We start from the raw sequence: 19960 nt of genomic DNA, 5'->3' as shown, positions 1-19960 counted from the left end.
ATGTGGGGACTCCTTTGGCAAAGGCTTGTTAAAAAAGTAACGTTATTCTTTTGCGAGAATAATGAAAGGAGAAGAACAAAATGGCACAAAAGCGCAATAGAAAAGTAGCTGTGGTGCAATGCCTGGGGGGCTGTCACGCAGAGGCGGTTATTCCCCGTGGGGACCTGGCAGGGGATTGCAGCCAGGTCTTGGCAGAACATCCGGATGGCATATTGAAATGTAAATGGGGATGTCTGGGCATGGGCAGCTGCGTGGCTGCCTGTAAGTCGGATGCCATCCACATAAACAGCTTTGGAGCAGCGGAGGTGGACCGGGGCAAATGCGTGGGCTGCGGCCTGTGCGTGAAAGCCTGTCCCCTTGGTCTGATTCGCATTACCACACCGGAATACCCGGTTTATACGGCATGTATGAACCAGGACGGGGGAGCCCAGACAAGAAAGGATTGTTCAGTGGGCTGTATTGCCTGCGGTATCTGTGTAAAGAACTGTCCGGCGGATGCCGTCAGGATAGAGAATAACCACGCGGTAATAGATGAAGCAAAGTGTATCGCCTGCGGTATGTGTGCAGTCAAATGTCCAAGAGGAATTATACTGGATGCCGACGGCATTTTCACGGTAAAGGCGTAGAGGCAGGAGGCATAAAATGGGAGAGAACTTTTGTTTTACAGTAAATGGAGTGGAACGCTGCACCAGCGAGGATAAACCGCTGCTGCGCTATCTGAGGGACGACCTTCACCTTCATTCTGTCAAGGACGGGTGCAGCGAAGGCGCCTGCGGCACATGTACCATTGTGGTGGACGGCAAGGCGGTCAAGTCCTGCGTCCTGACCACCAGGCGGGCAGTGGGCAAAAACATCATTACCACGGAGGGATTAAGCGACGCGGAAAAGGAAGCCTTTGTGTATGCCTTCGGGGCAATGGGATCCGTGCAGTGCGGATTCTGTACGCCGGGCATGGTGATGGCCGGAAAGGCGCTGATTGACCGCGTTCCGGACCCCACTGAGGAGGAAATCAAGGTTGCGTTAAAGGGAAATATCTGCCGCTGTACAGGATATAAAAAAATTATCGAAGGCATCCAGCTGACGGCAGCCATTCTGAGGGGCGACGCCCGGATTGAGGAGTCACTGGAAAAGGGGGATGAGTACGGCGTCGGAAAGCGTGCCTTCCGCCTGGATGTGAGGGAAAAGGTGCTGGGCTACGGCGAGTACCCGGATGACGTGGAGATGGAGGGAATGGTGTATGCTTCGGCTGTCCGCTCCCAGTATCCGCGGGCAAGGGTTCTGGATATTGACTGCGGGAAGGCAGCGGCCCTTCCCGGCGTGCTGGCTGTGCTTACGGCCGAGGATGTCCCCAATAACAAGGTGGGCCATCTCCAGCAGGACTGGGACGTAATGATTGCAAAGGGAGATATCACCCGCTGTGTGGGCGACGCCATCTGTCTGGTGGTTGCCGAGTCCAGGGACATCCTTGAGAAGGCAAAGCGGATGGTGAAGATTGATTATGAGGAGCTGAAACCCGTGTGCTCCATTCAGGAAGCCATGGCAGAGGACGCGCCCAGGGTACATGAGAAGGGAAATCTGTGCCAGAGCCGCCACGTTACCCGCGGGGATGCAAAGAAGGCCCTGGAAAATTCCAGATACGTGGTGACCCAGACGTACCGTACGCCCTTTACCGAGCATGCTTTCCTGGAACCGGAATGCGCGGTGGCCTTTCCTTATAAGGACGGTGTGAAGGTATATTCCACAGACCAGGGCGTCTACGATACCAGGAAGGAAATATCCATCATGCTGGGCTGGGATCCGGACCGTGTGGTCGTGGAAAACAAGCTGGTAGGCGGCGGCTTCGGCGGCAAGGAGGACGTATCCGCACAGCACATAGCAGCCCTGGCAGCCCTTAAGGTGCAGAGGCCGGTAAAGGTGGTGTTTTCCAGACAGGAATCCTTAAGCTTCCATCCAAAGCGTCATGCCATGGAGGGGACATTTACTCTGGGATGCGACGAGAACGGTATATTTACAGGACTGGATTGTGAGATTTATTTTGATACAGGAGCCTATGCTTCCCTGTGCGGACCTGTGCTTGAGAGGGCGTGTACCCACTCCGTAGGGCCTTACTGCTACCAGAACACGGATATCCGCGGCTTCGGCTACTATACCAACAATCCGCCCGCAGGCGCGTTCCGCGGTTTCGGCGTGTGCCAGAGTGAATTTGCCCTGGAGTCCAACATCAATCTGCTGGCGGAGAAGGTGGGTATTTCCCCGTGGGAAATCCGCTACCGCAACGCCATTGAACCGGGCAAGGTACTTCCAAACGGGCAGATTGCGGACTGCTCCACAGCCCTTAAGGAAACCCTTCTGGCTGTAAAGGATGCCTATGAGAGCAATCCCGGCAGGGCCGGAATCGCCTGTGCCATGAAGAACGCGGGCGTGGGCGTGGGACTTCCCGATAAAGGCCGGGCAAAGCTGGCGGTCCGCGACGGAAAGATTGAGCTGTACAGCGCTGCTTCCGATATCGGGCAGGGGTGTGCAACCGTATTCGTACAGATGGTTTCCGAGACAACGGGGCTTGGAAAGGAAATGGTCAGGAATATGGGGGCCAATTCCGAGGTGGCGCCTGATTCAGGAACCACATCCGGTTCCCGTCAGACCCTGATTACAGGCGAGGCTGTCAGGATGGCTGCGGCTGATTTGAATGAGGCATTGCAGGAAGCGGGAGGAGACTTAAGCCAGCTGGAAGGCCGTGAGTTCTTTGCGGAATTCTTTGACCCCACAGATAAGCTGGGAGCAGATGTGCCCAATCCAAAGAGCCATGTGGCTTACGGATTTGCAACCCATGTGGTGGTGTTGGATGACGACGGCAGGGTAAAGGAAGTGTATGCTGCCCATGACTCCGGAAAGGTAGTGAATCCCATTTCCATACAGGGCCAGATTGAGGGCGGCGTTCTCATGGGACTGGGCTACGCCCTGACCGAGGACTTCCCCTTAAAGAACGGTGTTCCCCAGGCTAAATACGGCACCCTGGGACTCATGCGCTCCACCCAGATTCCGGATATCCATGCAATCTATGTGGAGAAGGAAGAACTGCTGTCCTTTGCCTACGGCGCAAAGGGGATTGGGGAAATTGCCACCATACCAACCGCTCCGGCGGCACAGGGAGCTTATTATGCAAAGGACCATGTGCTGAGGACAACGCTTCCCATGGATGACACGTACTATTCAAAGAAAAAGTAAAAATAACATTGGAAATGAACGGCGAAAGGCAGTCCACCTGCTTTTCGCTTGTTCCGCATAAGGAGATGACATCATGGACAACACCCTTGACAAGACAGGGCATGGAATGGAACATAAAAGGGCGGATAAGGCCGTTGAATTCCGGTTTGCCAAACCACAGGACATACCCTTGATTCTCAGGTTCATAAGGGAGCTGGCTGATTATGAGGGAATGCTTGACCAGGTGGTGGCTACAGAGGAGCTGCTGAACCAGTGGCTGTTTGAGAAGGAAAAGGCAGAGGTGATTCTGGGGATGAAGGACGGGGAGACAGTGGGATTTGCTCTGTTCTTCCATAATTTCTCCACCTTCCTGGGAAGGGCCGGCATATATCTGGAGGACTTGTATGTGCGCCCGGAGTACCGGGGCCAGGGCTTCGGCACCGCCTTTTTGAACCGGCTGGCAGCCATTGCCGTGGAACGGGGGTGCGGACGCCTGGAGTGGTGGTGCCTGGACTGGAATAAGCCAAGCATTGACTTTTATCTGGGAATAGGCGCCCGTCCCATGAGTGACTGGACCGTGTACCGGATTGACGGGGAACGGCTGGAGGCCATGGCGGCTGATGCCCGCCGGTGACAGATGCCCATAGGCGGCAGATGGATGCAGGTGCCGGATGTCCGCAAGGTGACAGGAAAAAGGGAAGAAAGCCGGAACGTATCGTTAGATTGACAGAGAGAAACAGAACAGGAGAGTGATATATATGAAGAAGGTATTAAAAGGCGGAACCGTAGTTGGCGGAAGCGGCAGTGTCCGGGCAGATGTGCTCATTGACGGGGAAAAGGTGGCGGCAGTGGGAACCGGTGAGGAAATGGAGCGCCTGGCAGATGAGGATACCCAGATTGTGGATGTGGAAGGCTGCCTGCTCTTTCCGGGGTTCATCGACGCACACACCCATTTTGACCTCCATGTGGCGGGAACGGTTACTGCGGACGATTTTGCCACAGGAACCAGGGCGGCTGTTCGGGGCGGCACCACCACCATCGTGGACTTCGGGACCCAGTATGAAGGGGAGAGCCTGGCGGACGGCCTCAGGAACTGGCATGAGAAGGCGGACGGAAAGTGTTCCTGTGATTACGGATTCCACATGTCCATATCGGACTGGAACCCGTCGGTCAGCAGGGAACTTGACGACATGATGGAGGCCGGAATCACCTCCTTTAAGCTGTACATGACATACGATACCCAGGTGGACGACAAGACTATTTTTGAAATCCTGCGCAGGCTTAAGGAGGTGGGAGGAATCACCGGAGTTCACTGTGAGAACAGCGGTATGATAGCTGCTCTCCAGGCAGAGGCAAAGGCTGCCGGAAGAATGGGCGTGGAAAGCCACCCGGCCACCCGGCCGGCTGCCGCTGAGGCAGAGGCCATTGACAGGCTGCTCAGGCTGGCCGAGGTGGTGGATATCCCTGTGATTGTGGTGCATCTCACCTGCCGGGAGGGATACGACGTGATCATGGAAGCCAGGAGAAGGGGACAGAAGGTATATGCGGAAACATGCCCCCAGTATCTGCTCATGGATGACAGCCTGTACGGGCTTGCCGGCATGGAAGGGGCTAAGTATGTGTGCGCGCCGCCTCTGAGAAAGCAGGAGGACAGCGCATGCCTTTGGAAGGCTCTGGCGGACGGAACCATCCAGACCGTGTCAACGGACCACTGCAGCTTTACCACAGAGCAGAAGGCGCTGGGGAAGGATGACTTTACAAAGATTCCGGGAGGCATGCCCGGAGTTGAGACAAGGGGCACGCTGCTCTACACCTACGGCGTGGACGCGGGAAGAATTACAAAGGAAAAAATGTGCCAGCTTTTGTCGGAAAATCCCGCCAAGCTGTACGGAATGTATCCCACAAAGGGAGCCATTGCCCCGGGAAGCGACGCGGACATTGTTGTCATGCGCACCGGTGTGGAGGATATGGTTACGGCTGCGGACCAGGTACAGAATGTGGATTACGCTCCCTTTGAGGGAAGGAAGCTGACGGCACGCATAGAGAGCGTGTTCCTGCGCGGTACCCAGGTGGTGAAGGACCATCAGGTGGTGGTGGAGAAGGCCGGGAAGTTTGTGAAGCGCGGGAGATATGGGCTGTAATCAGCGGGGAATAACGGTGGAATAAAACCGGCTGGGAAGTTGGGAAAAGGGTGCAAATGCGGATCATTTATCTGCGTTTGCACCCTTTTTATGCACTTTTTTAGTGAGGGAGGTCATTTGCTCATCAGTATCTCGCGAAATCCCCTTGCCACAGGGGAAAGATTGGCGTCCCTGACCCATACCAGATATATTTTCTGGATAAGGGGGATACTGGTGGCGATGTGCAGTTCCGTAAATCCCAGGCTTTGGAATTGCTTGTAAAAGGTATATGAGACAATAGAAATGCATTGGTTTGAAATCACCTCGTTAATCAGCCCATAGTCATTGTAAGCGGCTGTCAGGGTCTTGGGTCTGAATCCGGCGCCGTCGCATAATTCATAGAGCAGCCTGTTGGTACCGTTGGTACTCACGTTATAGACTGCAAATGGTTGGTTTTTCAGTTCGGCGGCCTCTACGGATTTTTTGTGCGCCAGGGGATGATTCCTGCTTATGACAAATTTGACGGGTTCCGTGTAAAGCAGGATTTTTTCCAGGCTGGTATATTCAGATTCATTGTCAAACTCTCCGCATAAACCAAAGGTGCTGTTATAGTTGGATACATCCTTGATGATAGCTGTTGTATATTTAAAGGTGATGTTTAGGCTGCAGTCTGGATAGGCAAGGTGAAACTGCGCGCTTTTCTTCGGCAAAAAGGTCGTATTAATGGAGCATAAGGCAGACAGGTCAACGGTATTCAGATCACTGTTGACCTGATGCTTTACGGCGGATATTCCATGGTTGATTTCTTCAAGGGAACGCCTTGCATAATCAAAAAAAATCGTTCCATATTTCGTAAGTTCAATATTCCGGCCCCGCTTCATGAACAAAGGTGCGCCGATTTCTTCCTCAATGCCAAGTATGGCCTTTGTAAGAGCAGGCTGTGTGATATGCAGATGTTCAGCGGCACGCGTGTAGTGCTGGTATTCAGCTGCTTTAAGAAAGTATTCCAGATGCTGGTAATTCATACGCCCTCCTATTTCCAAAAGTTATTAATTGGCAAAAAAAAGTAATTTGTAATAATTGCATAAATATGGTTGAATTATATTAAATAAATCAGTAAATATACTCGTTGGCACTATAATTATAGATTGAATTATCAATATATTCAAGCAGGTGGGGGTGGATAAGGAAAAATATTAGGAATCACGGTTTGGTTAAGGCAGGTTTCAGACAACAATTTTATCAAAAGGAGGAACTAGAATGAAAAAAGTGATGAAGAAAGTGATTGCAGCCATGGTTTCAACCGCAATGCTGCTGCCGCTGGCAGCCTGCGGAAACTCTGATACAGACAGTGCCGCCGCAACAACTGCCGCTGCCGCCACTACAGCAGGTGATTCCAAGGCATCAGAAGGTGGGGGTTCAGTGGGCGCGGACGGAGTGGACCACACACAGGGGGAGCCATTTAAAATCCGTTTTGCCACCAATGCATCAGCAGGGGATGTTGCCGGAGACGGAATCAGCCAGACTGGAAAGGGAATGATTTATTTCTGCAAACAGATTGAAGAGCGCAGCGGGGGCCGCATTACCACACAGATATTCACTGACGGCCAGCTGGCGTCCTCCACTCAGGAATATATTGGCGGTGCCCAAAATGGCGCGTATGAGATATTTATGCTGAACTGCGGTTCATGGGCTGATTATACCCCGGCCTACGCAGGCTTAAATATTCCTTATCTCTATATGGATTATGACGACGCATATGCGGTCCTGGATTCCGGGCTGCGCCAGGAGTGGGACCAGCGGGCCCAGGCCGATACACAGTGCATTCCTCTTGCCCACCTGGATATAGGGTTCCGCCAGCTTACGGCAAATAAGGAAATCCATTCCCCGGCTGATTTAAAAGGCGTCAAAATCCGCACTATGGTGGACCCGATTCAAATGAACTGCTGGGAAGCCTTCGGGGCCAGCGTGACGCCGGTGCCCTATGCGGAACTCTACACCGCTCTTCAGCAGAAACTGGTAGATGCCCAGGAGAATCCGCCCTCCAACATTGTTTCTTCCAAGATTTATGAGATGCAGAGCTACTGTATGAAGACGAACCATAATTTTACAACCACAATCATGGCTGCCAGTCCGGTATTCTGGAGTACGCTGTCGGAGGAGGACAAGGTATTTATCCAGGACCTTTGGAAGGAGACAGAGATGTATGTCCGTTCCCTGACCGAAGATTTATCTGATGGATTCTTCGACGAGATGCAGTCCAAGGGTACAACGGTGATTGAACTGACAACGGATGAACTCAAGGTATTCCAGGATGTGGCCAAGTCTGTGTGGCCCCAGGTAGAAGAACAGATGGGCTCAGAAGCTTACAATAAGCTGGTGGATTTTGTGCTGGATTACCAGGCAAAGAAATAAGCGGGGGGTAGATCGTATGAAAGATGGAAAGTTCGACCTGAAAACTTTTCTGGATAATATAGAGCTGTATATATCGGCTGTGTTATTCATAGCCCTTACCGTACTGCTTTTTGCAAACGTGTTCTGCCGGTATGCGCTGAAGCATTCTTTTGCATGGGTGGAGGAGGTTGCGACCATTGCCTTTGTGTGGATGATTTGGTTTGCCATGTCCGCGGCTGTCACCAAAAGAAAGCACCTGCGCATCGACTTTATACTTGAAATGGTTCCGTTTAAGGTGAAAAAGGCAATGCTTGTCATCTCCAATCTGGTCTTTGCTGCTTTTGATATATATTTGCTGTATATTGTCATGACCATTATCAGGAGACTTGGAAACAGCCAGACCACGCTGCTGAGGCTTCCCCAGCAGATGGTATACTCCATCATTCCTATCGGGCTGGTGCTCAGTGTCGTAAGAATCGCGCAGGATACCATAAAACTCATGCATGAGAATGAGGCCAATCTGGGCGCTTCCAAGCCTGCGATGGACCTTGATGAATGTGAGCGAATTTATCTGGAAAAGAAGGCGGCAAGGGAGGCGGCTGCTGTGAAGGGAGAGGTGAGATAGTGGCTACAGGTGTTATGTTTATTGTAATGTTTGGTCTCATGTTCCTTGGTGTGCCCATTGCAGTGGCAATGTTCATCAGTATGTTTGTACTGATAAATGTTGACCCGGTTACCACCAGTTCATTCATTGCCCAGACTACATATGGAGGAGTTGCCAGCTTCACCAACCTGGCTCTGCCCTTTTTCATGATTTCGGGTACCATCATGGAAACAGGGGGTCTGTCCAAACGTCTGGTGAGTGCAGCCAATTCAATCATAGGCGGTGTTACAGGTTCCCTTGGAATGGTTACGGTCATAGCATGCATGTTCTTTGGCGCAGTGTCCGGTTCCGCACCGGCCACAGTGGCGGCCATTGGCGCCATCATGATACCTATGATGGTGCAGGAAGGGTACAGCAAGTATTATGCAACAGCTCTGGCATGCTGTGCTGGCGGTCTGGGAGTCATTGTGCCTCCCAGCTATCCTCTGGTACTCTACGGCGTCACCTGTAATCAGTCGGTAGGAGATTTGTTCATTGCCGGACTGCTCCCATCCTGCGTGGTGGGCGGAGTACTTATCCTTATCAATTATGTATACTGCAGGAAGCACCGCCTGAAGGGCGAGAACCATTTCCATATCAAATCAGCGGTCAGCGCCTGGTGGGACGCAAAGTGGGCGTTAATCATGCCGGTTATTATACTCGGTGGAATTTACGGAGGCTTCTTTACTGCGACGGAGGCAGCGGTGGTGGCTGTTGTGTACGGCATATTTATCGGATTCGTGGTATACCGGGAGTTGAAGATTGAGAAGCTCTGGGCCGTGTTCAGGGACAATGCGGCGTTTATAGCAGGCACCATGTTCATCATGTGTCCGGCAAAGGCAACCGGTTCTGTATTCGCGTATCTGAACATCAACCAGACCATTGCTGATTTCATGTTCAGTATCTCCAGCAATTATTATGTGGTTATGTTCATGATATTCATTATCATGTTTATTGTGGGAATGTTCATACAGACAACGCCGGCCATAATCATTCTGGCTCCCACCCTTTTATCCGTTGTAACCCAGGTGGGATGCGATCCCATTCACTTTGGTATCATCCTGGATTTGGCCCTGGCTATTGCATTTGTAACACCGCCTGTGGCAATCAACCTGTTTGTGGGTTCATCCCTGACAGGCATCAGTATAGACAAGATAACAAAGGCCGAAATGCCCCTTCTGTTTGGCCTGATAGCAGCATTTTTCGTGGTGGCATTTATTCCGGCCATTTCACTCCTGCTGCTTGGCAGGATATGATGGCGGGGATGATAACAGGGATGATAGCGGGGATGACGCGGGTGTGATGCAGGAGATAACGCGACGCAGGCGTTACGCAGACTATAGAGCCGGTCATCCCGGACAGACTGGAGAAATTAGACTAAGCATCAGGAGGAAACATGGATATCCTATATCTTTCCATAGTGTTTCTGGTAATCGTTGTGATTATATGGCTGAAAAAGCCGCTGTTTGTGGCAATGATAGGGGGGATAGCAGCTACCATTATTTTGTTCCGGGTCAATCTGAAGGACGCGGCGGTTGTTCTGGGAAGGCAGACAGTGGCTTGGGATACAATAGATGTGCTGCTGAGCTTCTATCTCATCATATTTCTCCAGCTTATGCTGGAGAAAAAAGGAAGGCTGACAAACGCGAAGGATTCATTTAACCGCCTGCTCAGGAACCGCAGAATGAATACCATTGTATCACCTGCAATTATGGGACTTCTTCCGTCTGCGGCAGTCATGACAATCTGCGCGGATATGGTAGACAGGACATGCGGGGAATACATGGATGATAAAAACAAGACGTTTGTATCCTGCTATTACAGACACATACCGGAAATGTTCCTTCCAACCTTTCCGGCGGTCCTCTTGGGACTTACACTTAGCGGACAGAATGCGGGGGTGTTTGTGCTGGCCATGATTCCTATGGTGGTGGCGGCATGTCTTGTGGTATATATTACACATTTAAAAGGAATACCCAGGGAAATGCCCCTGCTTGAAGAGACCATTGATAAGAAAGCGGAAATTATCAATCTGGTGAAAAACCTGTGGACCCTGATAGCTGTGCTCTTAATCATTATTATATTTAATCTTTCCGTGTGCATAGCCGCGCCCCTGGTAATTGCTTCCAATTATATATTTGATCATTTCAGCTTAAAAGATCTTCCGGATCTTATGGTGAGGTCTGCGGAACCCATATTATTGGGCAACATGTACCTGATAATGCTTTTTAAAGGCATATTGTCGTATACCGGCGTCATAGGGCTTCTGCCTGATTTTATAGGACAGTTTCCTATTTCCATGACAATGTCCTTCGGCCTGCTGTTCTTTATCGGCACAGTTATAAGCGGCTCCCAGACAATCATTGCTCTTTGCATGCCCATGGCGTTTTTGGCGTTTCCCCAGGGAGGGATTCCGTTTCTTGTCATGCTGATGAGTGTTGCGTGGGCTGCAATGCAGATATCTCCCACACACGTCTGCTCCTTTGTTGCGGCTGATTTTTACCACACCACACTGGGAGACATCGTTGTGAGGGCCCTTGGACCGGTCATTATATTTTCAATTATTGCATATGGTTACGGACTGCTGCTGGGGCAGATTTTCTATTAGCGGATTTATAAACAAAAGCTCATGATACAAGGAGGAAAAATATGAAAATAACAAGCGCGAAGTTATTCCTGGCCGAATACAACCGTTCTGAAACGCCTGAGTTTCCTAAAAAGAGTAAGGTGGTGGGAATCCGTATTTACACAGATGAAGGAATTTACGGGGACGGAGAGGTGGCGGGAATTCATGCAACCTACGGGGCCTTTGGCGTGATAAAGGATATGTGGCCTTTTATCTCGGGAAAAGACCCCTTTGACAATGAGGTGCTGTGGGACCAGCTGATGCTCAGAACCTTTTGGGGGCAAAACGGCGGTGCCTTCTGGTACAGCGCAGTCAGCGCCATTGATATCGCCCTGTGGGATATCAAGAGCAAGGCGCTAAATGTGCCGTTATATAAACTCCTGGGAGGAAAGCGGCGGGATAAGGTGCGCTGCTATGCCTCACAGCTGCAGTTTGGATGGGGGCCAATAGATTCCCCGGCCGTAACCGTACAGGATTATGTGGACAGGGCCAGGCTTGCCCTTCAGGATGGTTACGATGCCATTAAGATTGATTTCCTTAACTGGGATGAAAAGGGCAATATATTGAATGAGACCAACCGTCTGGGCCTGCTTCCTCCTGAGCTTGTACAGGTTTTCTCCGACCGTGTCCATGCTGTCAGGGAGGCCATAGGCCCCAAGGTTGACCTTATTATTGAAAACCACGCGGGAACCAATTCCAATTCGGCAATCCAGCTGTCGGCAGCAGTCCAGGACTGTAATATTTACTATTTTGAGGAGCCTAACACGCCGGTATTCTACAATAACAAATATGTAAAGGATAATGTGAAAATGCCGCTGGCCCATGGGGAGCGGGTGTTCGGCCGATGGGAATACATACGGTATTTCATGGATAATTCCATTCAGGTAATCCAGCCGGATATCGGCAATGCCGGCGGAATCACTGAAACAAAAAGAATCTGCGATATGGCGTATACCTTTGATGTGGGTGTTCAGATTCATACATGCGCGTCCCACCTGCTGACGCCGCCGTCTGTACAGCTTGAGGCATGTATACCTAATTTTGTCATTCACGAACAGCATATGCGCAGTATGAATCCTTCCAACCAGGAACTTACAGCAAAGGTAGTGATGCCGAAGAATGGGTATCTGGACGTGACGGACGATATTGGCATTGGAAACGAATGGTCTGACAAGGCGCTTGCATCGGAAGACCAGATAACACTTAATTAAAGGGGGAAATCAGAAGATGAAGATTACAAGTGTGGAATGCTATAAAGGAGCGTTCATAACGGTTAAGGTAAACACGGACGAGGGAATCAGCGGTTTTGGCGAGGCCGGGCTTTCCTACGGCAGCTGCCAGAACGCGGCGTGGGGAAACTGCCAGGATTTTGCCAAGATGGTCATTGGAATGGATCCCTTTGACACGGAAAAAATTTATGAACATCTCCACCGCCATACGTTCTGGGGCATGAACGGGGGCGTTACGGTATCTGCCGCTATGGCCGCCATCGACATTGCCTGTTGGGATATTAAGGGAAAGGCATTGGGGCTGCCTGTTTATAAGCTCCTTGGAGGAAAGACCCATGATTCCCTCCGGGCGTACGCCTCCCAGCTGCAGATGGGGTGGAGGACCCTTATTACAAAACTGGACCGGTCTGAGCTTCAGTTTGAACCGAAGGATTACTATGACGCTGTAAAGGATGCCATGGCGGACGGATACGATGCAGTTAAGATTGACCCGTGCTTTGCCGGATTATCAAGAGAGGATTTTAACCAGGCGTACTTAAAACGCGGCGACAATCTGAAGGGAGCTTATCCGGAAGCATTGAGGAAAATTGCGGTGGAGCGCATTGCGGCTGCCCGTGAGGCGGGAGGGGACGAGCTTGACATTATCATAGAGATCCATTCCACCCTTGACGCCAACACGGCCGTGATTTTAGGAAAATCCCTGGAGCCTTACCGCATCATGTACTATGAGGAACCTACCATGCCTTCCAATCCTGAGGTATTTAAGCATATCAAGCAGAAATGCGATATCCCCCTTGCAACCGGTGAGAGGAGCTATACGCGCTGGGGATTCAGGCAGTTCTTTGAGGACAGGACACTCAGCATCGCCCAGCCTGACCTGTGCAATACCGGCGGCATCACGGAAGTAAAGAAAATCTGCGATATGGCCAATGTATATGATATCGGCATCCAGCTTCACGTGTGCGGCGGCCCTATTGCCACGGCGGCCGCCCTCCATGTGGAGACCGTCATACCTAATTTTGTCATTCATGAGGAGCACTGCGCTAATTTCAAAACAGATTACCAGAAAGCGGGGAAATATGCCTGGGCTCCGGAAAACGGCAGATATGTGATGAATGAACGGCCCGGAATCGGCCAGGAGATGAGCGAGGAGGCCATGGCTTCCTATGCCAGGGTGGTGGTTGACTAGATTTTTGAAAGCAGGCGGTAAAACGCCTGCTTTTCCTTATGAAGGGCGGCAGTCTGCATGAGGGGAGAGCCGTCCGGACTTAAACAGGAATGGATTCCGGTACAGGCCGGCACAGATTCTGTTTTTCAGATGGTGCTTTTCCTCCCGGAATGTGATAAAATAACTAGAATATCGAACCAACATACAAAATTCCGGAGGTAACAGTATGAATAAGATGGAACATATAACCGTTGTGTATTTCAGCCCCACAGGCGGCACCAGGAAGGCCTGTCTCAATCTGGCTATGGAGATGGGGAAGAAGGTCAAGGATGTGGACCTTTGCAGCCTGGAGGGAGAGTATTCCTTTGGGCCGGAGGACACCGTGATTGTGGGCGTGCCCGTGTTCGGCGGCAGGATACCCGGATATGCGGCGGAAAAGCTTACATACCTGAAAGGCGGCGGGGCAGTGGCGCTGACTGCGGCAGTCTACGGCAACAGGGCCTTTGAGGATGCCCTTCTGGAACTGGATGACTGCTTAAAGACCCAGGGGTTCAGGATTGGGGCAGGGACAGCGCTGCTGGCAGAACATTCCATGGTACGGGATGTCGCGGCCGGCCGGCCGGATAATCAGGACCGGAAGGAAATGGCTGACTTTGGGGCCAGGATACTTGAAAAGCTGGAAGAGGAGGGCTGGCAGGAGCCTCAGGTGCCGGGAAACCGTCCTTACCGTGACTGGAAGCAGATGCCGGTGATTCCCCTTACCAACGCATCCTGCATATCCTGCGGGCTGTGCGCTGCCAGATGTCCTGTGCAGGCTATCCCTGTAAGCAATCCTTCCTCCACGGACCAGGCGCGCTGCATCCTCTGCATGCGCTGTATTTCCGTCTGTCCGGTGAAGGCCAGAAGCCTGCCTGAGCAGGCCTGTGCCATGCTGGAGCAGAAGCTTTCCCCTGTCAGGGATATCAGACGGGAAAATGAGCTGTTTTTATAATCCCCCCTATTGAATCCTGACGCATTTCAGATTATAATTTTAGGATGTAGTTGTAAAAGGATGGAAATATATGATGGGTGATGGAGCAGACAGGCTGGCTGTCATTGGTATGGGATGGATTGGGGCGTATATGGTTCCCTGCTACAGAAGCCTGCTGGGAGAAGGATATGAAAAGCGGATGTTTGCGGTGAAGGCCGGTTCCAGGGGGATTGAAGAGCTGAGGCACAGATACGGCTTTGAAATCATAGCGGGCAATTGCCTGGATAAGCTGAAGGAATATAAGCCCGGCATACTGGTGCTTTCCGTCAGGCCCCATGAGGTGGCGGGAGTGGCGGAGGATACCATAAAGCCCTATGTAAAGTACCGCAGGGAACAAGGGCTTGGAGGGCTGCTGCTGTTGTCCTTTGCTCCTAGTCCGCGTCCTGAATGGTATACCAGGATCCTGGGTGACGGTGTCAGGACCGTATGCATCCTGCCGGCCATGGAGACTGTGATCGGCGGCCTGGATGTGTATTCACTGGCTTTCAATAAGATTACATACGACCCCGGCTGTCCTCCCGGCAGGGAGCAGCTGGACGCGGTCAGACAGTTTCTCAAACCCCTAGGACAGGTATTTGAATGTACGCCGGATGAATCCCTGCGTCTGCTGTCCATGAGCATTACCTATCATATGCTGTACCTCTTATGTTTTGGGCTGGAACCGCATTATGGGGATGAGAGCGGTCAAGGCGGCTGCGCCCGGGCGGCCGGCATCCTGTATGCGCTGAACCGCAGAAGGCTGGGCCTTCCCGGTCTTATTACGCCTGCCGCAGCGCCGGACGGGCGACAGATGGACGGGCGACAGATGGACGGGCGACAGATGGGCGGGCAGCAGATGGACGGGCAGCAGATGGACAGGCTGGCCTGGCTGGAAAAGGGCTGGTATGAAGGCGCCCTGGCCTTTGCCCGCGAGGCGGGCGGGGAGGCCGGAAACAAAGCCGGACCATATGACGGCCGGGAAGGCGGAAACGGGAATGGGAATGAAACCAGAGCAGGAACGGCCGGGAACGCGGACATTATTGCCCCCAGGTCCTTTGAGCTGCATCTTCTTTCTTTGCAGCTGGAGACCAGAGAGTTCCTGGAAGCAAAGCTTAAGGACCACGCCACGCCGGGGGGCATGACGGAGGAAGCGGTCAGTGGATTCAGGCAGCTCTGGACAGGGAAGGACTGGATGGAAGGGGATGTGTCCATGGCCTATGATATATCCTACAGGCTGGCGGAACGGGTTTATAAAAAAGGGAAGGCATTGGAGAAAAGAAGATGAAGACGAAGAAAACCCTGAAAGAAACCGTGGTGGAGGGAATCTACCGGGAGATAGAAGAAGGCATCTATAAGCCTAACGATATCATCCATGAAGGGGAAATCATGGAAAAGTACGCCATGAGCAAATCACCGGTGCGGGAGGCCCTTATTGAGCTGTGCAAGGATAATGTCCTGAAAAGTATACCAAGGGTGGGCTATCAGGTGGTTCCTGTGACCCTGAAGGAGATACTGGATCTTCTGGAATTCAGAATTGATGTGGAGACAGGCAATCTGAGGCGGCTGTGCCAGAGAATTACCCCTGAGCAGATAGAAGATTTAAGACAGCTGGATACCATCACAAAGGATAACCATGAGAGGATGGTGGCCATTCATTGGAACCGGAACACGGATTTTCATTTGAAGCTCTGTGAGATGGGCGGGAACGGTTATATATGCGATGTGATTGCCGCAGCCCTTCAAAAATCCTGTTCGTATATTTCCCAATATTTCCAGACAGCCTGGAAAAAGAACGCAGAATCCAACAGCTTTTATCACAGGGAAATCATTGAAGCCCTGGTAAAACATGATACGGAGCGGGCTGTGGAAATGCTCCAGAAGGACATACTGAATGTGAAAGAGCAGATTCAGGAGAACTATTCCCTTTGAGAACAGGCCCCTGGATACGGGAAAATGCATAAATACTAAGGATGTAAGATTGATGCCGTCAATTTTACATCCTTTTTTTGAATAAAAATTGTATACAGCGTGAAAATAAACAAAAATTATGTCGGATGATAAAATTATTTTAATAAAATGGATAAAAAATATTTGACACGGCTTGTCGGCAGTGTTATAATCACGATTAGTAAGATTACTAATCACATCAGTGATATGATTAATGGAGGAGACAGCCATGACAAAAAAAGAGAGAGTGACAGCAGCTATCCGGGGAGAAGAAGTTGACAAGATACCCAGCGGATTTTCCCTGCATTTTCCTAAGGAATCAGCTTTTGGAGACGCGGCCGTAAAAGCCCATCTGAAATTTTTTGAGGAGTCTGATACAGACATCCTTAAAATCATGAATGAGAATCTGGTTCCCTATATGGGCGAGATTAACAATGGATCCGATTACAGCATGGTAAAAGAGATGACCATGGAGGACGGCTTCATGCAGGACCAGGTGGAGCTGGTTAAGAAGATTCTGGCCGGATGCGACAGGGATGCATTTATACTGGGCACACTTCACGGTATTACCGCATCATCCATCCATCCTCTGGAAAAGATGGACCCCAACTATACATACGACCAGGTAAGGGAGAAGCTCTGCCGCCTGCTGCGTGAGGATGAGGATACGGTTCTGGCAGGAATGAAGCGTATTGCGGACGTGATGTGCGAACTGGCAAGAACATACATTGAGCTGGGTGTGGATGGCGTGTATTATGCGGCTCTGGGCGGCGAGACCAGGTTCTTCACGGATGAGGAATTTGAGAAATGGATTAAGCCCTTTGACCTGCAGATTATGAAGGCCATCAAGGACGCGGGAGGATACTGTTTCCTCCACATCTGCAAGGACCAGCTGAACATGGACCGCTATAAGGATTACGGCCCCTACGCAGACGTGGTGAACTGGGGCGTATATGAAGCACCCTTCAGTTTAGAGGACGGACGGAAGATGTTTGCTGGAAAGACCATCATGGGCGGCCTTCCCAACCGCCACGGCGTACTGGTGGACGGACCGGCAGAGGCAGTGAAGGAAGAGACAAGGAAGGTCATCCGGGAATTCGGAAGAACTCATTTTATTCTGGGAGCTGACTGCACCCTTGCAACAGAGCAGGATATGGACCTTTTAAAGGCAGCCGTAGAGGCAGCCAGGGAATAATGTAACAGTGAATATCAAAAGGAGGAACAGAGAATGATGAAAAGAAAGTTAGCAATGGCACTTGCGGTATCCATGGTGGTGGGCTCCCTTGCAGCCTGCGGCGGCAAGACCGACCAGGCGGCCACAACCGCAGCGCCCAAGGCAGAGAATGCCCAGGGTGACCAGAGCGGGGCGGCAGACGGGGGCGCAGAGGCAGCGGACAGTGAAAAGACCGTATATCCCGCAGGAACCCTGGTGGTTTACGCCATGGGAAATCCCCAGTACAGACAGCAGTGGTTTGAGACATGGCTGGAGAACCACAAGGATATTGCGCCGGATGTGAAGATTGAGTTTGTCCAGACAGAGGGAACCGCGGACATCCGTGAGAAGATTACCATGACAGCACTGTCGGGAGCCACCGAGGATCTTCCCGACGCAGCTATGCTGGACCCTGTAACCATCATGGATTTGGCAGGCGCAGGCCTTTTAAAGGATGAGACTGAATATCTGACTCCTCTTCTGGATAAGATGGTAGATGGAGCCACCACAGACGCCACCATCGGCGGACGCATCTATGCGCTGCCGGATTCCGTAAGGCCCCAGGTGCTGTTTTACAACCAGGACATCTTTGACAAGTACGGCGTGGACGCAGAGCAGATGAATACCATGGAAGGCTACATAGAGGCAGGACGCCAGTTAAAGGAAAAGAGCAACGGGGAAGTTTATCTTTCCTACATCGACCCAACCAGCAAGACCTGGAGATACTGGGGCCGCAGGGGGCTTATGCCGTCAGCTGGCGCTAAAATCTGGGATGAGAACGGAGAAGTTGTAATCGGCAGCGACGAAGGAACACAGAAGGCATTAGGCGCCCTGGATACCATGAATTCCGAGGGACTTCTTTTAAAGACCACCATCATGGAGCCGGCTCTTTATGACGCCATCAACAAACAGCAGGTAGCTACTTTCTGCATCGGTGCTTTCTGGGATGAATTCATGAGAAAGAACTGCGAAGCCACCAAGGGACAGTGGAGAGTCATGTCAGCTCCTGCGTTTGAAGGCGTTGACAAGGCAGGCGCTCCTGTATCCCAGTACATGGCCATCATCGAGAAGGGCGACAATCCTTATTCAGAGCTGTTCCGCCAGATGTGGTATGATTTCACCTTTGACACCCAGGCAAAGGAAGTATGGGTCAATTCCATGGAAGAGCAGAACGCTCCTTATTCCAACCCAGTATCCAAGGAAATGCTGGAGGATCCATTCTGGAAAGAGCCATCTGACTTCTACGGCGGCCAGTCCTTCCGCGAGATGGAGGGCAAGTGCCTTGAGAACGGCGCCGCAAACCTGGTGGTAACACCTCAGGATGCAGAGGCAGATGAAATCATTTCTGCTGAGCTGGAGAAGTACGTGGCAGGCAACCAGTCCATGAGCGACGCTATCGCCAACATGGATAAGAACTTAAAAGCTAAGATCGGCAAGGCTGAAATCAGCCAGTAATGCAAAAAAGGCTCCCGCCCCGAGGAGGGAGCCTTTTATAAACCTTAAGGAGGAGGCAGCGAATGTTAAAAGCACTGAAAAAATACAGGGCTCCCTATTTGTTTATCATGCCCTTTTTTATCCTGTTTCTTGTATTTCAGCTGGTGCCCACCATATGGACATTCTACATCAGCCTGACAAACTGGAAGGGAATCGGGACTCCGGATTTCTGCGGATTTGACAATTACAGGAAAATGCTGATTGACGATATGTTCTGGGAATCCCTGGGCAACACAGTGGTCTACTGGCTCACCGGACTGGTATTCATTATCTGCTGTGCCCTGCTCATCGCGTCCCTGTTAAACAGCAGATACTTAAAAAGTAATTCCGCCAGGGCATTTTTCAAGACGGCTACCTTCCTTCCGAATATATGTGCAGCCATTGCCATGGGTCTTATTTTCCGAATGCTGTTTGATGAGAACGTGGGTCTGGTCAATGAGGTGGTGACAATATTCGGGGGCAGCAAGATCCCCTGGCTTACCAGCACCACATTTTCAAAGATACCTGTTATTATCCTGAATGTCTGGAGATATACACCATGGTTCACCATGATTCTCTTATCGGGACTGCTCAACATATCCAAGGATTACTATGAGGCAGCCACGGTGGACGGTGCCAACGGGTGGCAGCAGTTCTGGTTCATCACCCTGCCGTCCTTAAAGAATATCCTGTTTTTCTGTTCCGTGACACTGACAGTGGATATGTGGAAGCTGTTCAATGAATCCTATATCCTTCCGGGACCGGGAACCTCCAACTCATCCCTGTTCCAGTACATGTATGAGTCAGGCTTTAATGTATTCAACATGGGTTATGCATCGGCAATCGGCGTTATCCTGATTCTTATTCTGATTGTCATATCCATCATCCAGTTTGTGGTAAGACACAAGCAGGGCGAAATATAGAAGGAGGGAAT

At 51.2% G+C, this 19960-nt stretch carries 17 protein-coding genes; 16 read left to right on the top strand and 1 reads right to left on the bottom strand.

Annotation, left to right across the window (positions count from 1 at the left end):
- Positions 1-80 precede the first annotated feature (80 nt).
- From LI015_RS15145 to hydA, 4 genes are all read left to right on the top strand, one after another.
- Positions 81-626: a 4Fe-4S binding protein gene (locus LI015_RS15145; RefSeq protein WP_002569604.1), complete on the top strand. Its 546-nt coding sequence runs from the start codon at positions 81-83 to the stop codon at positions 624-626.
- Between the two features lie 16 nt (positions 627-642).
- A complete protein-coding gene (xdh, locus tag LI015_RS15140; RefSeq protein ID WP_002569603.1) occupies positions 643-3225 on the top strand; it encodes a selenium-dependent xanthine dehydrogenase in 2583 nt (860 codons plus the stop codon).
- 73 nt (positions 3226-3298) lie between these two features.
- Positions 3299-3838: a GNAT family N-acetyltransferase gene (locus LI015_RS15135; protein WP_002569602.1), complete on the top strand. Its 540-nt coding sequence runs from the start codon at positions 3299-3301 to the stop codon at positions 3836-3838.
- 124 nt (positions 3839-3962) lie between these two features.
- The gene (gene hydA / locus LI015_RS15130) at positions 3963-5345 is read left to right on the top strand and encodes a dihydropyrimidinase (RefSeq protein ID WP_002569601.1); all 1383 of its coding nucleotides are present in this window, start codon (positions 3963-3965) and stop codon (positions 5343-5345) included.
- 113 nt (positions 5346-5458) lie between these two features.
- Here hydA and LI015_RS15125 read toward each other — a convergent pair whose 3' ends face one another.
- Entirely contained in the window at positions 5459-6349 is an 891-nt protein-coding gene (locus tag LI015_RS15125) for a LysR family transcriptional regulator (protein ID WP_002569600.1), read from the bottom strand.
- A gap of 235 nt (positions 6350-6584) precedes the next feature.
- Here LI015_RS15125 and LI015_RS15120 point away from each other — a divergent pair, with 235 nt between their 5' ends.
- From LI015_RS15120 to LI015_RS15065, 12 genes are all read left to right on the top strand, one after another.
- Complete coding sequence (locus LI015_RS15120) at positions 6585-7739, top strand: TRAP transporter substrate-binding protein (RefSeq protein ID WP_002572199.1); 1155 nt, start codon at positions 6585-6587, stop codon at positions 7737-7739.
- Positions 7740-7755: 16 nt separating this feature from the next.
- Complete coding sequence (locus tag LI015_RS15115; RefSeq protein ID WP_002572200.1) at positions 7756-8343, top strand: TRAP transporter small permease; 588 nt, start codon at positions 7756-7758, stop codon at positions 8341-8343.
- The gene (locus tag LI015_RS15110) at positions 8343-9617 is read left to right on the top strand and encodes a TRAP transporter large permease (protein WP_002569597.1); all 1275 of its coding nucleotides are present in this window, start codon (positions 8343-8345) and stop codon (positions 9615-9617) included. The genes LI015_RS15115 and LI015_RS15110 overlap by 1 nt, the downstream gene beginning before the upstream one ends.
- Before the next feature lie 140 nt (positions 9618-9757).
- Complete coding sequence (locus tag LI015_RS15105; RefSeq protein WP_002569596.1) at positions 9758-10969, top strand: DUF401 family protein; 1212 nt, start codon at positions 9758-9760, stop codon at positions 10967-10969.
- 41 nt (positions 10970-11010) lie between these two features.
- The gene (locus LI015_RS15100; protein ID WP_002572201.1) at positions 11011-12198 is read left to right on the top strand and encodes a mandelate racemase/muconate lactonizing enzyme family protein; all 1188 of its coding nucleotides are present in this window, start codon (positions 11011-11013) and stop codon (positions 12196-12198) included.
- 16 nt (positions 12199-12214) lie between these two features.
- The gene (locus tag LI015_RS15095) at positions 12215-13405 is read left to right on the top strand and encodes a mandelate racemase/muconate lactonizing enzyme family protein (protein ID WP_002569594.1); all 1191 of its coding nucleotides are present in this window, start codon (positions 12215-12217) and stop codon (positions 13403-13405) included.
- 205 nt (positions 13406-13610) lie between these two features.
- A complete protein-coding gene (locus LI015_RS15090; RefSeq protein ID WP_195633877.1) occupies positions 13611-14375 on the top strand; it encodes a 4Fe-4S binding protein in 765 nt (254 codons plus the stop codon).
- 70 nt (positions 14376-14445) lie between these two features.
- Complete coding sequence (locus LI015_RS15085) at positions 14446-15678, top strand: hypothetical protein (RefSeq protein ID WP_227125538.1); 1233 nt, start codon at positions 14446-14448, stop codon at positions 15676-15678.
- A complete protein-coding gene (locus tag LI015_RS15080) occupies positions 15675-16322 on the top strand; it encodes a GntR family transcriptional regulator (protein ID WP_002569591.1) in 648 nt (215 codons plus the stop codon). Before LI015_RS15085 ends, LI015_RS15080 begins: the two co-directional genes overlap by 4 nt.
- Positions 16323-16569: 247 nt before the next feature.
- Complete coding sequence (locus tag LI015_RS15075; RefSeq protein ID WP_118018647.1) at positions 16570-17535, top strand: uroporphyrinogen decarboxylase family protein; 966 nt, start codon at positions 16570-16572, stop codon at positions 17533-17535.
- A 33-nt stretch (positions 17536-17568) separates the two neighbouring features.
- Complete coding sequence (locus tag LI015_RS15070) at positions 17569-19008, top strand: ABC transporter substrate-binding protein (RefSeq protein WP_118018646.1); 1440 nt, start codon at positions 17569-17571, stop codon at positions 19006-19008.
- A 62-nt stretch (positions 19009-19070) separates the two neighbouring features.
- Positions 19071-19949, top strand: coding sequence for a carbohydrate ABC transporter permease (locus tag LI015_RS15065; protein ID WP_002569588.1), 879 nt, complete (start codon positions 19071-19073; stop codon positions 19947-19949).
- Positions 19950-19960 lie beyond the last annotated feature (11 nt).

Source organism: Enterocloster sp. 210928-DFI.2.20 (assembly GCF_020554465.1).
Taxonomy (GTDB): domain Bacteria; phylum Bacillota; class Clostridia; order Lachnospirales; family Lachnospiraceae; genus Enterocloster; species Enterocloster bolteae.
This window is presented reverse-complemented; position numbering and strand designations above follow the sequence as displayed.

What these genes read in the sequence shown, in the direction of transcription:
- LI015_RS15090 (WP_195633877.1), top strand. Translation starts at nt 13,611, where the DNA reads ATGAATAAGATGGAACATATAACCGTTGTGTATTTCAGCCCCACAGGC.
- xdh (WP_002569603.1), top strand. Translation starts at nt 643, where the DNA reads ATGGGAGAGAACTTTTGTTTTACAGTAAATGGAGTGGAACGCTGCACC.
- LI015_RS15095 (WP_002569594.1), top strand. Translation starts at nt 12,215, where the DNA reads ATGAAGATTACAAGTGTGGAATGCTATAAAGGAGCGTTCATAACGGTT.
- LI015_RS15085 (WP_227125538.1), top strand. Translation starts at nt 14,446, where the DNA reads ATGATGGGTGATGGAGCAGACAGGCTGGCTGTCATTGGTATGGGATGG.
- LI015_RS15105 (WP_002569596.1), top strand. Translation starts at nt 9,758, where the DNA reads ATGGATATCCTATATCTTTCCATAGTGTTTCTGGTAATCGTTGTGATT.
- LI015_RS15075 (WP_118018647.1), top strand. Translation starts at nt 16,570, where the DNA reads ATGACAAAAAAAGAGAGAGTGACAGCAGCTATCCGGGGAGAAGAAGTT.
- LI015_RS15080 (WP_002569591.1), top strand. Translation starts at nt 15,675, where the DNA reads ATGAAGACGAAGAAAACCCTGAAAGAAACCGTGGTGGAGGGAATCTAC.
- LI015_RS15115 (WP_002572200.1), top strand. Translation starts at nt 7,756, where the DNA reads ATGAAAGATGGAAAGTTCGACCTGAAAACTTTTCTGGATAATATAGAG.
- LI015_RS15145 (WP_002569604.1), top strand. Translation starts at nt 81, where the DNA reads ATGGCACAAAAGCGCAATAGAAAAGTAGCTGTGGTGCAATGCCTGGGG.
- LI015_RS15135 (WP_002569602.1), top strand. Translation starts at nt 3,299, where the DNA reads ATGGACAACACCCTTGACAAGACAGGGCATGGAATGGAACATAAAAGG.
- LI015_RS15120 (WP_002572199.1), top strand. Translation starts at nt 6,585, where the DNA reads ATGAAAAAAGTGATGAAGAAAGTGATTGCAGCCATGGTTTCAACCGCA.
- LI015_RS15125 (WP_002569600.1), bottom strand. Translation starts at nt 6,349, where the DNA reads ATGAATTACCAGCATCTGGAATACTTTCTTAAAGCAGCTGAATACCAG.
- LI015_RS15070 (WP_118018646.1), top strand. Translation starts at nt 17,569, where the DNA reads ATGATGAAAAGAAAGTTAGCAATGGCACTTGCGGTATCCATGGTGGTG.
- LI015_RS15065 (WP_002569588.1), top strand. Translation starts at nt 19,071, where the DNA reads ATGTTAAAAGCACTGAAAAAATACAGGGCTCCCTATTTGTTTATCATG.
- hydA (WP_002569601.1), top strand. Translation starts at nt 3,963, where the DNA reads ATGAAGAAGGTATTAAAAGGCGGAACCGTAGTTGGCGGAAGCGGCAGT.
- LI015_RS15100 (WP_002572201.1), top strand. Translation starts at nt 11,011, where the DNA reads ATGAAAATAACAAGCGCGAAGTTATTCCTGGCCGAATACAACCGTTCT.